Annotated in this window: 12 protein-coding genes; 9 read left to right on the forward strand and 3 right to left on the reverse strand. The window is 71.1% G+C overall.

Annotated features, from left to right (window positions below):
* Positions 1–8: 8 nt before the first annotated feature.
* The gene (locus tag AOZ49_RS17595) at positions 9–899 is read right to left on the reverse strand and encodes a nitrilase family protein (protein ID WP_054476848.1); all 891 of its coding nucleotides are present in this window, start codon (positions 897–899) and stop codon (positions 9–11) included.
* Positions 900–1,163: 264 nt separating this feature from the next.
* Between AOZ49_RS17595 and AOZ49_RS17600 the strand changes: the two genes are divergently transcribed.
* The 3 genes from AOZ49_RS17600 to AOZ49_RS17610 all read left to right on the forward strand — a co-directional run bounded on the left by AOZ49_RS17600 (position 1,164) and on the right by AOZ49_RS17610 (position 4,351).
* The gene (locus tag AOZ49_RS17600) at positions 1,164–1,592 is read left to right on the forward strand and encodes a VOC family protein (protein WP_054476851.1); all 429 of its coding nucleotides are present in this window, start codon (positions 1,164–1,166) and stop codon (positions 1,590–1,592) included.
* A 38-nt stretch (positions 1,593–1,630) separates the two neighbouring features.
* On the forward strand, positions 1,631–3,076 hold the full coding sequence (locus tag AOZ49_RS17605) for an MFS transporter (protein ID WP_054476853.1): 1,446 nt from the start codon (positions 1,631–1,633) through the stop codon (positions 3,074–3,076).
* 99 nt (positions 3,077–3,175) lie between these two features.
* Positions 3,176–4,351, forward strand: coding sequence for a low temperature requirement protein A (locus AOZ49_RS17610; protein WP_054476855.1), 1,176 nt, complete (start codon positions 3,176–3,178; stop codon positions 4,349–4,351).
* Positions 4,352–4,402: 51 nt separating this feature from the next.
* Here the strand turns inward: AOZ49_RS17610 and AOZ49_RS17615 are convergent, their stop codons facing one another.
* Entirely contained in the window at positions 4,403–5,323 is a 921-nt protein-coding gene (locus AOZ49_RS17615) for a helix-turn-helix domain-containing protein (protein WP_054476857.1), read from the reverse strand.
* A gap of 211 nt (positions 5,324–5,534) precedes the next feature.
* Between AOZ49_RS17615 and AOZ49_RS17620 the strand changes: the two genes are divergently transcribed.
* From AOZ49_RS17620 to AOZ49_RS17630, 4 genes are all read left to right on the forward strand, one after another.
* Positions 5,535–7,526, forward strand: a complete 1,992-nt coding sequence (locus AOZ49_RS17620; RefSeq protein ID WP_054476859.1) for a TonB-dependent receptor — start codon at positions 5,535–5,537, stop codon at positions 7,524–7,526.
* Positions 7,527–7,548: 22 nt separating this feature from the next.
* Positions 7,549–7,878, forward strand: coding sequence for a methyltransferase family protein (locus tag AOZ49_RS33995; RefSeq protein ID WP_369815818.1), 330 nt, complete (start codon positions 7,549–7,551; stop codon positions 7,876–7,878).
* 102 nt (positions 7,879–7,980) lie between these two features.
* A complete protein-coding gene (locus AOZ49_RS34000) occupies positions 7,981–8,580 on the forward strand; it encodes a class I SAM-dependent methyltransferase (RefSeq protein ID WP_369815819.1) in 600 nt (199 codons plus the stop codon).
* Positions 8,577–9,887: an MFS transporter gene (locus AOZ49_RS17630; protein ID WP_054476860.1), complete on the forward strand. Its 1,311-nt coding sequence runs from the start codon at positions 8,577–8,579 to the stop codon at positions 9,885–9,887. The genes AOZ49_RS34000 and AOZ49_RS17630 overlap by 4 nt, the downstream gene beginning before the upstream one ends.
* 19 nt (positions 9,888–9,906) lie before the next feature.
* Here AOZ49_RS17630 and AOZ49_RS17635 read toward each other — a convergent pair whose 3' ends face one another.
* Positions 9,907–10,746, reverse strand: a complete 840-nt coding sequence (locus tag AOZ49_RS17635; protein WP_054476862.1) for an IclR family transcriptional regulator — start codon at positions 10,744–10,746, stop codon at positions 9,907–9,909.
* 204 nt (positions 10,747–10,950) lie between these two features.
* Here AOZ49_RS17635 and AOZ49_RS17640 point away from each other — a divergent pair, with 204 nt between their 5' ends.
* On the forward strand, positions 10,951–12,603 hold the full coding sequence (locus tag AOZ49_RS17640; RefSeq protein ID WP_054476868.1) for a GMC family oxidoreductase: 1,653 nt from the start codon (positions 10,951–10,953) through the stop codon (positions 12,601–12,603).
* A 68-nt stretch (positions 12,604–12,671) separates the two neighbouring features.
* The gene (locus tag AOZ49_RS17645) at positions 12,672–14,006 is read left to right on the forward strand and encodes an MFS transporter (RefSeq protein ID WP_054431185.1); all 1,335 of its coding nucleotides are present in this window, start codon (positions 12,672–12,674) and stop codon (positions 14,004–14,006) included.
* The last annotated feature ends 23 nt before the right edge of the window (positions 14,007–14,029 follow it).

A 14,029-nucleotide genomic window follows, 5' to 3' on the forward strand; every position in this document is an offset into this window, starting at 1 on the left:
CGTTGTATTCAACGCTGCCGCGGCGCCTCGGCGGCGCCCAGCAGTTCGTCGTAAAGGTCGCGGCGCCGATCGCGCAGCACGTGGTTGAAGTCGTTCAGTTGCCGGGCGCGGCGCGAGGCGGCCAGATCCACCGGCGCCACCAGCACCTCTTCGCGGTCGTGGCTGGCGGGGCCGGCCACGGTCCAACCTTGCGAGCCGACGATCAGGCTGCGGCCGACGAAGGGCTGGCCGCGCTCGACGCCGACCCGGTCGGCGCACACCAGCGTCAGGCCGTTGCTGTGGGCGCCGGCCGCCGCCAGCGCATGCGCCATGGCCGGGCCGTCGGGCGTCTGCCCCGGCATCGGCACCCAGTTGGTGGGCACCGCGACGATGTCGGCGCCGCGCAGCGCCAGCAGGCGGTAGACCTCGGGGAACCAGCCGTCGTAGCAGATCGCCACGCCCAGCCGGCCGAATTCGGTATGGAACACCGGCAGGCCCAGGTCGCCCGGCTCGAAGAACAGGTTCTCGTCGCCCCACAGGTGCAGCTTGCGGTAGGTGCCCAGGTAGCCGTCGGGGCCGGCGATGACGGCGGCGTTGTACAGCCGACCGCCGCTGCGCTCGGCGATGCCGGCCACCAGGTAGATGCCCAGGCGTTGCGCCAGCGCGATCCAGGCCTGCGAACTGGGGCCGTCGGGCACGGTTTCGGCCAGGGCGTGGGCCTCCTGGCGGCTGGCGAACACGTAGCCGGTGTTGGCCAGCTCGGGCAGCACCACCAGCCGCGCGCCCTGCGCGGCGGCCTGCTCGACCAGCTCGATGGAACGGGCCACGTTGGCGGCGACCTCGCCCATGACGGGGGCCGTCTGCACACTGGCCACGTGGATCGCGGACGCGGTGGCGTCCGGCGGCGGTGAAACTTGCATGCGATCTCCCTGCAACGTTTTGGAAAACAAAAAAGCCCCCGACCACGCGTTGCGTGTGAGTCGGGGGCTTCTATAGCCAGACGAAGGTTCGGGCAGCAATCATTGCTGCGGGGCACTGCCGCACCAAGCCGTGCCGGTGCGTGCGGATCAGTCCTGATCCTGTGGCGAATGATAGGGATGGGCTCGGACCGGCGGCAATAAGAGGTTTCCCGGACGGCGCCATGGATGCGAGAATCAGGATCGGCCACAAAGGAGGAACCCGCCATGCCCCAACTTTCCGCCTACCTCAGTTTCGACGGCAACTGCGCCGAGGCCATGCGTTTCTACGAACGCGTGCTCGGCGGCCGCGTCGAAGCCATGGTCCGCTACGCGGATGCGCCCGCCGATGCCGCCATGCCGGCGCTGTCCGGCGAAGACACAGAACGCATCATGTACGCCCGCCTGGCGCTGGACGAACAGGTGCTGATGGCCAGCGACGCCACCGCCGGCCATCCCTACCCCGGCAAGCAGGGCATGGCGCTGTCGCTGGCCTACCCCACGGTCTCGGACGCGCAACGCGTGTTCGATATGCTGGCCGAGGGCGGCAGCGTTACCATGCCGCTCCAGAAAACCTTCTGGGCCGAAGCCTACGGCGCGCTGATCGACCGCTACGACACGCGGTGGATGGTCAGCGGCGGGCGGCTCAACCACTGACAACCGCATCCGCCACAAGCGGATGGAGCGAGAGATCCATGACGCATGGCATACAGGGCAAGCAACGCTGGTGGGCACTGATGGTGCTGTGCCTGGGCGTATTGATGATCGTGCTGGACACCACCATCGTCAACGTCGCCCTGCCCTCGATCCGCGAAGACCTGCATTTCACCGAGACCTCGCTGGTGTGGGTGGTGAACGCCTACATGCTGACCTTCGGCGGCTTCCTGCTGCTGGGCGGACGGCTGGGCGACCTGCTCGGCCACCGGCGCATGTTCCTGGCGGGCCTGGTCCTGTTCACCGTGGCCTCGCTGGCCTGTGGGCTGGCGCGGGGCCAGGGACTGCTGATCGCCGCGCGCGCCGCGCAGGGGCTGGGCGGCGCGGTGGTGTCGGCGGTGTCGCTGTCGCTCATCATGAATCTCTTCACCGAGGCCGGCGAACGCGCCCGCGCCATGGGCGTGTACGGCTTCGTCTGTGCGGGCGGCGGCAGCCTGGGCGTGCTGCTGGGCGGGCTGCTGACCAGCACGCTGTCGTGGCACTGGATCTTCCTGGTCAACATTCCGATCGGCGCGGTGGTGTATGCGCTGTGCCTGCGGCTGTTGCCGGCGGCGCGCGGCGCGGCCGGCGGCGGCCGGCTCGACGTGGCCGGCGCGCTGGCGGTCACCGCGTCACTGATGCTGGCGGTGTATGCCGTGGTCAACGGCAACGAGGCCGGCTGGACCTCGGCGCAGTCGCTCGGCCTGCTGGGCGCGGCCGCGCTGCTGATGGCGCTGTTCCTGACGATCGAGGCGCGCGTGGCCGAGCCGCTGATGCCGCTGGCGCTGTTCCGCCTGCGCAACGTGGCCACCGCCAACGTGGTCGGGGTGCTGTGGGCCGCGGCCATGTTCGCGTGGTTCTTCGTGTCGGCGCTGTACATGCAGCTGGTGCTGGGTTATGACGCCATGCAGGTGGGGCTGGCGTTCCTGCCGGCCAACCTGATCATGGCGGCGTTCTCGCTGGGGCTGTCGGCCAAGCTGGTGATGCGCTTTGGCATCCGCGGGCCGCTGGCCACCGGGCTGCTGATGGCCGCACTGGGGCTGGCGCTGTTCGCGCGCGCGCCGGTCGACGGCGGTTTCACGGCCGACGTGCTGCCGGGCATGCTGCTGCTGGGCCTGGGCGCGGGCATCGCCTTCAACCCGATGCTGCTGGCCGCCATGAGCGACGTCGAGCCGAGCCAGTCGGGCCTGGCGTCCGGCGTGGTCAACACCGCCTTCATGATGGGCGGCGCGCTGGGGTTGGCGGTGCTGGCCAGCCTGGCCGCGGCGCGCACGGCGGCGCTGGCCGGCGCCGGCGCGGCCCCGGTGGCGGCGCTGGCGGGCGGCTACCGCGTGACCTTCCTGGCCGGCGCGGTGATCGCGGCCGTGGCGGCGGCGCTGGCCGCCGCGCTGGTGCGCTCGCGCAACCGCGAGCTGGGCGGACACGGCGACACGCCGGCCGGCCACTGAGGCGTCGCGGGCGCGCCACGTCTTTTGAATTATTTACGATCGGCCCGCGCGGCCGGGAGTAATCTGGCGACGCCCCTCCACCGGACAGGAAGCGCCGCCATGACATTTCTCGCCAGCGCCCATCTGCTGCGCCATCGCGACGGCCACGAGGCCCGCGTCACCTTTGTCGAGCTGTTCTTCGACCTGGTCTATGTCTTTGCCGTGACGCAGCTGTCGCACAGCCTGCTGCACGACCTGACCCCGATGGGCGCGCTGCACACGCTGGTGCTGTGGTTCGCGGTGTGGCTGGGCTGGCAATACACCTGCTGGGTCACCAACTGGTTCGATCCCGACGCGGTGCCGATGCGGCTGATGCTGTTCGCGGTGATGCTGGCCGGGCTGGTGGCGGCGGCGGTGCTGCCGGGCGCCTTCGGCGAGAGCGGGCTGGTCTTCGCTATCTGCTACGTGCTGATCCAGGTGGGCCGCACTCTGTTCGTGGTGCTGCACCTGGGGCCGTCGCATCCGCTGGCGCCGAACTTCCGCCGCATGCTGGGCTGGCTGTGCATCTCGGCGGTGTTCTGGATCGCCGGCGGCCTGTCCTCGGGCGATACGCGGCTGGCGTTGTGGATCGTGGCGGTGGCCTGCGAATACCTGTCGCCCATGGCCGGCTTCTGGCTGCCCGGCATGGGCCGCTCCAGCACCCGCGAGTGGACCATCGAGGGCGGCCACCTGGCCGAACGCTGCCAGCTGTTCGTGATCGTGGCGCTGGGCGAGACGCTGCTGATCACCGGCGCCACGCTGGGCGAGCACCCGCACTGGGACGCGCCCACGCTGATCGCGCTGCTGGCCGCGTTCCTGGGCACGGCGGCGATGTGGTGGGTGTACTTCGACACCAGCAGCAAGGACGGCAGCGAGGCCATCGCGCACCACGCCGATCCGGGCCGGGTCGGGGCCTACTTCCACTACGTGCACGTGATCCTGATCGCCGGCGTGATCGTCTCGGCGGTGGCCAACGAACTGGTCATCCTGCATCCGGACGGCCGCATCGTCACGGCGGCGGCGGCCGCGCTGCTCGGCGGCCCGGCGCTGTACCTGCTGGGCAACGGCATCTACAAGACGGTGGTGTATGGCCGTTTCCCGCTGTCGCACGTGATCGGGCTGGCGCTGCTGGCGGCGCTGGCGCCGATCGCGTTCGTCACCGACAACCTGATGGTCGGGGGCCTGACGACGCTGATAATGATGCTGGTGGCCGGGTGGGAAAGCGTGTCGCGGCGGCGGATGCGGGCGGCGCACTAGGACAGGCGACAGGCCCACGCGCGAAGGGCTACGGCATCGTTGCCCGCCGCGTCAACGCCGCTTGCCGAACACCGACTTGGGCGCGCGGCCATGGAAACGGGTGAAGGCGGCGCTGAAGTTGGCGGGATGGCGATACCCCACCTGATAGGCCGCCTGCGCCACCTGGCATCCGGTCTCCAGCAATTCCCACGCGCGCCGCATGCGCATGCCGGTCAGCAGCCGCATGGGGCTGTCGCCGTATAGCGCGCGAAAGCCCTGCTTGAGCTTGAATTCGTTCAACCCGGTCGCCAGGCACAGGTACTGCACCGTCAGTTCGCGATCCATCTGTTCGCGCATCAGCGCATGGGCCCGCTCCAGCCGGGCGATGTCGGCCTGGCTGAACCGGCCCGCCGCTGGCGTCGGCGCCAGCGCGCGCAACTGGCGCGACAGCAGCGTCAACGCCTTGATGTGGGTGTCCAGCGGGTCGCTGGCCCGCGCCAGCTCGGCCGCGACGGCGGCAAGGTCGGCGCTGGTGCGGCCCTGCGCCAGCCGCCGCAGGCCGCCGGCGCCGAACAACGCCTCGGCCTGGGCCTCGCCGGCATAGCGGCGCAGCGCCGCCTCGCCCACCAGCAGGCGCAGTTGCGAGACGGTGCTGCCGCCCAGGTAGCGGCGCTCGCCCAGGTGACGGCGAAACGCTGTCACCGTGGTCTGGCCACCGCGGAAATCCAGCTCGGCGCCATCGGCGCCGCGATAGGCCGAGACCCCGCCCAGGGCCAGCGTGATGACCAGCGTGCGCCCACCATGCGCGGCGGCGTTCTCCTCGATCAGGTCGCGCACGGGGGTGTATTGCGAATGCACTAGGGCCAGGCCCTCGCCCAGGTCCAGGCGGTCGGCCACGCACTCGCCCAGATCCGCCGGCAGCGCCAGCCGCGACCAGCCGGGACGGGCGGCCGGACCGGGTTGGGCGAGCGTGGCGGAGATGCGCAGGGACATGGTTTCGACGGCGGATGACGGGTGGCGGGACGGGGCCGGGATGGCGTCGGGACGGGGGCCAGGAATCGGCCCGGGCGCGGATGCGCCGGAATGCATACGAATCCATCCGGTTCGCATATGAATGCTAATGATATTCGTTCGCATAAGAAAATACCATCTTCGGGACGGCGCCGCGCGTTCGGCCGCCGTGACTGCTTGCACAGGAATCCCGATGAATCGCCCTCTTCCCCACCCTCGCGCCGCCTGGGTTGCGCTGTGGCTTTGCGCCACGCCCGCCGCACTGGCGCAGACCGCCGCGCAACTGCCCGCCATCACCGTCACCGCCGACAAGCAGGAACGCGCCCTCGAATCGCTGCCCGGCAGCCTGTCGGTGTTCGACGGCGACATGCTCGAAAGCCAGGGCGTCGTCGACCTGGCGGGCCTGCAGCGCATCACGCCCGGCCTGACGTTCCAGCCGTTCGGCCAGGCCGGCGTCAATGCGGCCGTGATGCGCGGCCTGTCGGCCAACTTCTTTTCGTTCTCGACCTCGACCCTGCTGGTGGTGGACGGCGTGCCCACGCTGATGGCGCAGGGCTTCGACGACCAGTTGCTGGACATCGACCGCGTCGAAGTGCTGCGCGGCCCGCAATCGGCGCTCTATGGCCGCAACGCGGAAGCCGGCGTCATCAACGTCCATACCCGCCAGCCGGGCGACAGCCTGCGCGGCAGCGTCTCCACCACCGTGGGCAGCCGCGACCTGCGCATGCTGCGCTTCGACCTGAGCGGGCCGATCATCGACGACACGCTCTACGCCAGCGTGGCCGGCGCCTGGCGCGGCCAGGACGGCTTCATCGACAACACCTACACCGGCCGGCGCGAGGACGACCGCGAACTGCGCAACGGCAAGCTGGCGCTGCGCTGGACGCCGTCGGCGCGCACCGACGCCACCTTGCGCTATGCGCAGATCAACTACCGCGACGGCGCCGCGCTGTGGGGATCGCCCATGGCCTCGCGCGCCACCGTGGCGTCCGGCACGCCGAGCTGGAACCGGTCCATCGGCCGCAGCGCGTCGCTGTCGCTGCGCCACGATCTGGACGGCGGCCTGCGCCTGACGTCGGTGACGGCCTGGAACGACCTGCGCGACCGCGTGCAGCAGGACACCGATTTCCAGCCCGCCGACCTGCTGCACATCGCCCGCGACCACCATTTCCGCAATCTGTCGCAGGAGCTGCGGCTGGAGGGCGCGCTGGGCCGCGCCCACTGGCTGGCGGGGCTGTACGCCGACGGCGACGACCATGACCTGCGCAACACCCAGAAGATGCCGCGCGGCCTGACCGAAAGCGTGGTGCGGCTGCGCGGCCAGTCCGGCGCCGCCTTCACCCACTGGACCGTGCCGCTGGCCGAGCGCTGGACCCTGGAGGCCGGCGCCCGCGTCGAGCGCGACGCCGTGCGCTTCACGCCGCAAGGCGACAGCGCGCGCCGCGCCGACTGGACCCGCGTCACGCCCAAGCTGGCGCTGCAATACGCCTTCGCGCCGCGCCAGCAGGTCTACGCCTCGGTCGCGGATGGCTTTCGCGCGGGCGGCTACAACGTGTTTTCGCCGGCCGCCGACTACGCCGCCTACCAGCCGGAAACGCTGCGCGCGTACGAGATCGGCGCCAAGGGCTGGCTGCCCGGCAACCGCCTGCGCTACGCCGCCGCGTTCTACGTGATGACGGTCGACAACATGCAGGTGCAGCAGATGCCGCTGCCGGGCCTGGTGTACGTCACCAACGCCGCGTCGGCGCGTTCGATCGGGGCGGAATTCGAGCTCGAATACCTGCTGGGCCAGGGCTGGTCGTTGCAGACCGGATTGGGCTTGAACCGCACCCGCTTCAGCCACTTCCGCGATGGCGCCAACGACTACAGCGGCAACCAGAACCCGTTCGCGCCGCGCCTGAACGGCCACCTGACCGCGCGCTACGACGCCCCCGCCGGCTGGTACGCGCAGACCTCGCTCAGCGGCACCGGCCCGGTCTATCTGGACGCCGCCAACCGCTACCGCCGCAACGGCTACGCGCTGGTCAACCTGGCGGCCGGCGTCACCGTGCGGCAGGTCGAGATCGCCGCCTACGTCAACAACCTCGCCAACCGCCGCTACGACGCGGTGGGCTACCAGAACGGCATCGTCACCGTCTACAGCCCGCCGCGCGAAGTGGGCCTGCGCCTGACCTGGCGCCTTTGAACCGCATCCCAAGGAACCCGCCATGCCGACTTCCCCCCTGCCCCTGCAACGCTATTGGGACCTGGCCGCCGCGCCGGTCGAAACCGCCGCCCTCGACGCCGCCCTGGAACTGGGCCTGTTCGCGCACCTGCTGGCGCCGGCCAGCGCCGCGCAAATCGCGCAGGCGCTGGCGCTGCGCCCCGCCGCCGCCGAGCACCTGCTGGACATGCTGTGGAGCCTGCGCCTGCTGCACCGCATCGCCGGCGCGCCGCCGCTCTACCGCTGCGCGGCCACCGCGCGCGACCACTTCGTGGCGGGACGACCCCACTACTGCGGCGACGCCTGGCGCTACCGGCGCCGCTCGCTGGCGTAGTCCGGCGAGCAGCTGGCGCAACGGCTGCGCCAGGATCCCGCCGCCGCACTGGCCACCCCGGCCGCCCCGTCCGAGGCCGGCGCATGGGCCAACGCGGCGCGCGTGCAGATCGGCCAGGAGCAACGCGCCCTGGCCGTGGCGGCGGCGCGCGAGGCGGTCGCGTGCGTGCCCGGCGCCGATGCGGCCCGCCGCATCCTCGACCTGGGCGGCGGTCCGGGCCTGATCGGCATCGCGCTGGTGCAGGACCGCCCGCACGCCAGCGGCGTGGTGTTCGACTGGCCCGAGACCGCCGCCGTGGCGCGCGAGAACATCGCCGCCGCCGGGCTGGCGGAGCGCATGGCGGCCGTGGGCGGTGACCTGGCCACGGCCGATATCGGCGCCGGCTACGACCTGATCTGGTGCTCGTCGGTGCTGCATTTCGTGCCCGACGCCGCCGCCGCGATCCGCAAGATGCACGATGCGCTGGCGCCGGGCGGCCTGCTGGTGATGGCGCACGCCGAAATCCCGGATGACGCCGAGGCCGCCGCGCGCGTGCTGCGCTATTACCTGCCGATGCTGCTGCTGGGCCGGCGCGTCACGCGCCAGGGGGAACTGGCCGACGCGCTGCGCGCCGCCGGCTTCGCCGAGGTGCGCGGCTTCGACGCCGACCGCTTTCCGCTGGCGCCGCTGCATGTGCTGTCGGCGCGCCGGGCCGCGCCATGACGCCGCGCCTGCGCCACGGCCTGGCCCAGGCCCTGTTCGGCTGGCTCAACCTGGCGCTGACCGCGCCGGGCGTCTATCTGTGGCTGGGCCTGCCGCTGGTGCTGCGCCAGCACGGCTGGTCCGGCACCGCCATCGGCCTGTTCCAGCTGGCCAGCCTGCCGACCGTGTTCAAGTTCCTGCTGGCGATGCCGCTGGACCGGCGCGGCGCCAGCCGTGGCGGTTATCGGCGCTGGACGGTGGCGCTGCTGCTGGCCTACGCCGCCGTGCTGCTGGCGCTGGGCTGGCGCGACCTGTTGAACGATGGCGCCATGCTGTTCGCGCTGGCGGCCGCCGCCGCGCTGGCCGGCACCTGGGCCGACGTGCCCGTCAACGCGTTGGCGATCCGCGTGTTGCCCGCGGCTGGCCGCGCCTCGGCGGGTGGCATCCGCTCGATGGCGTTGTGCCTGGGCGCGATCGTTGGCGGCGGCCTGATGCTGCTGGCGCAGGCGCGCTGGGGCTGGCAGGCGCCGTTCCTGATCATGGCCGGCGCGCTGGCGCTGGGCGCGGCGCTGACCTTGCTGCTGCGGGAAACCATGGACGCCATGCATGCCGAGCGAGCCAACGACGATGCGGTCGCCCCGCGCGATGCACACGTCGACAAGGCCTTCGCATCGACGCGGGATGACGCACAGGGGCAACCCTGCGCGCCCCTGTCCGCCACCAACGCTACCTCGGCCACGCGCCACGCCATCGCTTACCTGCGCCTGCCCGCGAGCCGCCGCTGGCTGCCGCTGCTGGCCCTGCTGTTCCCCTTCATCGGCGCCGGCTGGTTCTATCTGAAGCCGCTGCTGCTGGACCAGGGGCTGGCGCCGCAACGCGTGGCCTGGCTGGTCGGCGTCGCGGGCGGCGCGATCGGCGCCGTGGCCAGCATCGCGGGCGCGCGGCTGCTCAAGCGCCTGGGTGCGGGCCGCGCGGTGCGGCTGCACGCCGGCGCCGGGGCCGCCGCGTTGCTGGCGTTGACGCTGGCAATCGGCCTGAACGCGGCGCCGGCAGTGCTGGCGGCCTGCGCCATGATGGTGGCGGCAGCCATGGGCGCCACCGCCGCCTTGGCGTTCGGCCTGATGATGTCGCACGCGCGGCCGGGCCTGCAGGCGCTGGACTACGGCATCCAGTCCAGCCTGTTCGCACTGACGCGCATCGCCGCGCCACTGGCGGCCGGGATCCTGCTCGATGTGGCCGGTCCGGTCGCGATGCTGGCGACGTTGACGGCGGGCGCGGCGGCCGTGCTGGCGCTGGCTTGGCGGCGGGCGGCCGCGCTGCCGGGCTAGGGTTCGCGGCTCGACGCCCTCAACCGCCCGGCCGGTGCTCGGCCAGCACCGCGCTCATCGACTGCGCCGCGCCCTGCAGCACCGGCACCGCGCGCAGCAGGTCGTCGAGCATCAACCGCGCGGTGGGCGCGTGGCACGCCACCGCCGCCACCACGCGGTCCTGCGCGTCGCGCACCGGCACCGCCACCGCGCTCATGCCGCGCACGAACTCCTCGTTGTCGATGCCGATGCCGCGCGTGGCCAGCCGTTCCAGTTCGTCTTCGAGCCGCGCCGGGTCGGTCAGCGTGCGCGGCGTGTTGCGCGTCAGCGGCAGGCGCGCCAGCACCCGGCCGCGCTCCAACCGGCTCATCGACGCCAGAAACAGCTTGCCGCTGGCGGTGCAATGCATCGGCACGTGGCTGCCGACCGCGAAGAACAGGCGCAGCGGTTCGGTGGTCTCGACCCGCTCCATGTAGATCACCTGGTCGCCGTCGGGCGCGGTGAGATTGCAGGTTTCACCCAGCTTGCCGACCAGCTGCGCCAGCACCGCGCGGCAGGCGCGCGTGAAGGCCGAGGCGTGCAGCATGGACAGCGCCAGCGCGGTGGCCTGCGGCCCCGGCACGAAACCGTTTTCAGTGGGCGTGGCGGCGACGAAACCGGCGCGCTGCATCGACGCCAGCAAGCGCATCAAGGTGGACTTGGGCATATCCAGGCGCTGCGCCAGTTGCGCCAGCGTGGGCGGATGCTGAGCGCGGGCCAGGTAGTCCAGCACCAGCAGCGCGCGCAGCGAGCGCGAGGCATCCTGCGGTTCGTCGGCGTCGGGCGTCCGCGCCGATGCTGCACTGCGATTTTGAAACCGAAGATCCATGTTCTGTGCCATTTCGCCGTTCCCGCGCTTGCCGCGCTTTCTTTCCCGTGGCGGCTTCCTAGAATCGCCACAGATACGGAACCTTTGCGCGTCGCCGCGCCCCCTCGCATCAGGCCAGTATATAAGTGCCCGGCGGCGCGGCAAGCAGGGTAAACGCGCCGTCCGGACGAGGGACTCCCCGCGTCACGGCACGGCCAGGCCAAGGAGGAAACAGACATGTCCGATGCCGTGGACTACATCGTGGTGGGGGCCGGTTCCGCCGGCTGCGTGCTGGCGAACCGCTTGAGCGCCAGCGGCCAGCACAGCGTGTGCCTGCTGGAGGCGGGGCCGCCGGACCGCTCGCCGTGGATCCACACCCCCATCGGCTACGGCAAGACCATGTTTCACAAGGTGCTGAACTGGGGCTACTACACCGAGCCCGACCCCAACATGCTGAACCGCCGCATCTACTGGCCGCGCGGCCGCACGCTGGGCGGCTCCAGCGCCATCAACGGCCTGATCTACATCCGCGGCCAGCGGCGCGACTACGACGACTGGGCCGCCGCCGGCAACCCCGGCTGGAGCTGGGACGAGTGCCTGCCCTACTTCCGCAAGCTGGAAAACAATGATCTCGGCGCGGGCGCCACGCGCGGCACCGAGGGGCCGCTGAACGCCACCTCCATCAAGACGCCGCATCCGCTGGTCGAAGGCCTGATCGGCGCCGCCGGCGCGCTCGGCCTGCCGCATGTGCGCGACTTCAATACCGGCGACCAGGAAGGCGTGGGCTACTACCAGCTGACCACCCGCAACGGCCGCCGCTGCTCCACCGCCGTGGCCTACCTGCGTCCGGCGCGCGGCCGCGCCAACCTGCGGGTGGAGACCGGCGCGCACGCCATGGCGATCCTGTTCGAGGGCAGCCGCGCCTGCGGCGTGCGCTATCGCCAGGACGGCCAGGTGCGCACCCTGCGCGCCCGCCGCGAGGTGATCCTGTGCGCCGGCGCGCTGCAATCGCCGCAACTGCTGCAACTTTCGGGCGTGGGCCCGGCCGCGCTGCTGCGCCGCTTCGGCATCGGCGTGGTGCGCGACCTGCCGGGCGTGGGCGAGAACCTGCAGGACCACCTGCAGATCCGCCTCATCTACGAGACGCGCCGGCCCATCACCACCAACGACCAGCTGCGCACGCTGCACGGCCGCGCCGCGATGGGGCTGCAATGGCTGCTGTTCCGCGGCGGGCCGCTGGCGGTGGGCATCAACCAGGGCGGCCTGTTCTGCCGCGTCGATCCGGCCAGCGCCACGCCCGACACCCAATTCCATTTCGCCACACTGTCGGCCGACATGGCCGGCGGCAAGGTGCATCCGTTCTCGGGCTGCACCTATTCGGTGTGCCAGCTGCGGCCGTCCTCGCGCGGCACCGTGCAATTGCGCAGCGCCGATCCGTTCGAGGCGCCCGCCATGCAGCCCAACTACCTGTCCACCGAGCTGGACCGGCGCATGACGGTGGCAGCGGTCAAGTACGCGCGCCGGCTGGCCGCCACCGAACCGCTGGCCGGCCTGATGAAGCGCGAATTCCGGCCCGGGCCCGAGGTGCAGGGCGACGACGAGATCCTGCATTTCTGCCGCGAGTACGGCGCCACCATCTTCCACCCGTCGGGCACCGCGAAGATGGGCCCGCGCGCAGACCCCCTGGCGGTGGTCGACGAGCGCCTGCGGGTGCACGGCGTGAGCGGGCTGCGGGTGGTGGATTGCTCCATCATGCCGACGCTGGTCTCGGGCAACACCAACGTGCCGGTGGTGATGCTGGCCGAGCGCGCGGCCGATTTCATCCTGCAGGACCTGCACGCGGCGCGGCCGCGCGTCCAGGCGCAGCCGGTATTGCAACAGGCGGCATGACATGAGCTGACCGCAACCCGCGGAGCGGCGCCGCAGAGCGCCACCCGCTTCCCCCAAAGGAGACAGGCATGGCCAAGCAGAACGAAACCGCGGTGCGCAAAGTCGTCGCCGCGTCGCTGATCGGCGCCACCATCGAGTGGTACGACTTCTTCCTGTACGGCGTGGTCGCCGGCATCGTGTTCAACAAGCTGTACTTCCCCACTGGCGACCCGCTGGTCTCGACCATGCTGGCCTACACCACCTTCGCGGTGGGCTTCATCACGCGCCCGCTGGGCGGGCTGGTGTTCGGCCATTTCGGCGACCGCATCGGCCGGAAAAGCATGCTGGTGATGACGCTGATGATCATGGGCGTGTCGACCTTCCTGATCGGCCTGGTGCCCACCTATGACAGCATCGGCATCTGGGCGCCGATCCTGCTGCTGCTGTTGCGCGTGTTCCAGGGCATCGGCCTGGGCGGCGAATGGGGCGGCGCGGTGCTGATGGCCTACGAATACGCCCCGCCCGAAAAGAAGGGCTACTACGCCTCGCTGCCGCAGATCGGCCTGGCGATCGGCCTGTGCCTGGCGTCCGGCACGGTGGCGCTGCTGTCGACGCTGCTGACCGACGAGCAGTTCATGGCCTGGGGCTGGCGCCTGGCGTTCCTGGCCTCGGCCGCGATGGTCGGGGTCGGCATGTACATCCGCCTGAACATCAAGGAAACGCCCGAGTTCGCCGCGGTCAAGCGCGACAACGCCGAAAGCCGCATCCCGTTCATGGACATGATCCGCCGCTATCCCGGCAACGTCGCCAAGGGCATGGGCGCGCGCTACATCGACGGCGTGTTCTTCAATGTCTTCGGCGTGTTCTCGATCTCGTACCTGACCCAGACGCTGCAGATCACCCGCACCGAAGCATTGACCGGGGTGATGGCGGCGGCGCTGGTGATGTGCTTCACCATCCCCTACTTCGGCCGGCTGTCCGACCGCATCGGCCGCACCCGCGTGTATTTCTGGGGCTCGCTGATCACGGCGGTGGCGGCCTTCCCCGGCTTCTGGCTGATGCTCAACAGCCAGGGCAGCGTGATGCTGGTGTGGCTGGCCATCATCATTCCGTTCGGCATCTTCTACGCCGCCGTCTACGGGCCGGAGGCGGCCCTGTTCTGCGAGCTGTTCGACGCCAAGGTGCGCTACACCGGCATCTCGTTCGTCTACCAGTTCTCGGGCATCTTCGCCTCGGGCATCACGCCCATCATCGCCACCGCGCTGCTCAAGACCGGCAATGGCCAGCCGTGGCTGATCTGCCTGTACGTGCTGTTCTCGGGCGTGGTGTCGGCCCTGTGCGTGTGGCTGATCGGACGCGGCGGGCGCAGCGCCGCGCAGGATGGCGCGGCGCCGCCGGCGGGCGCCAACCTGCGCAAGGCCTAGGCGCTTGCACCGCGCGAGCGGCC

It is taken from the genome of Achromobacter sp. 2789STDY5608615 (assembly GCF_001298995.1).
In the GTDB taxonomy this organism is placed as follows: Bacteria; Pseudomonadota; Gammaproteobacteria; order Burkholderiales; family Burkholderiaceae_B; genus Achromobacter; species Achromobacter insuavis.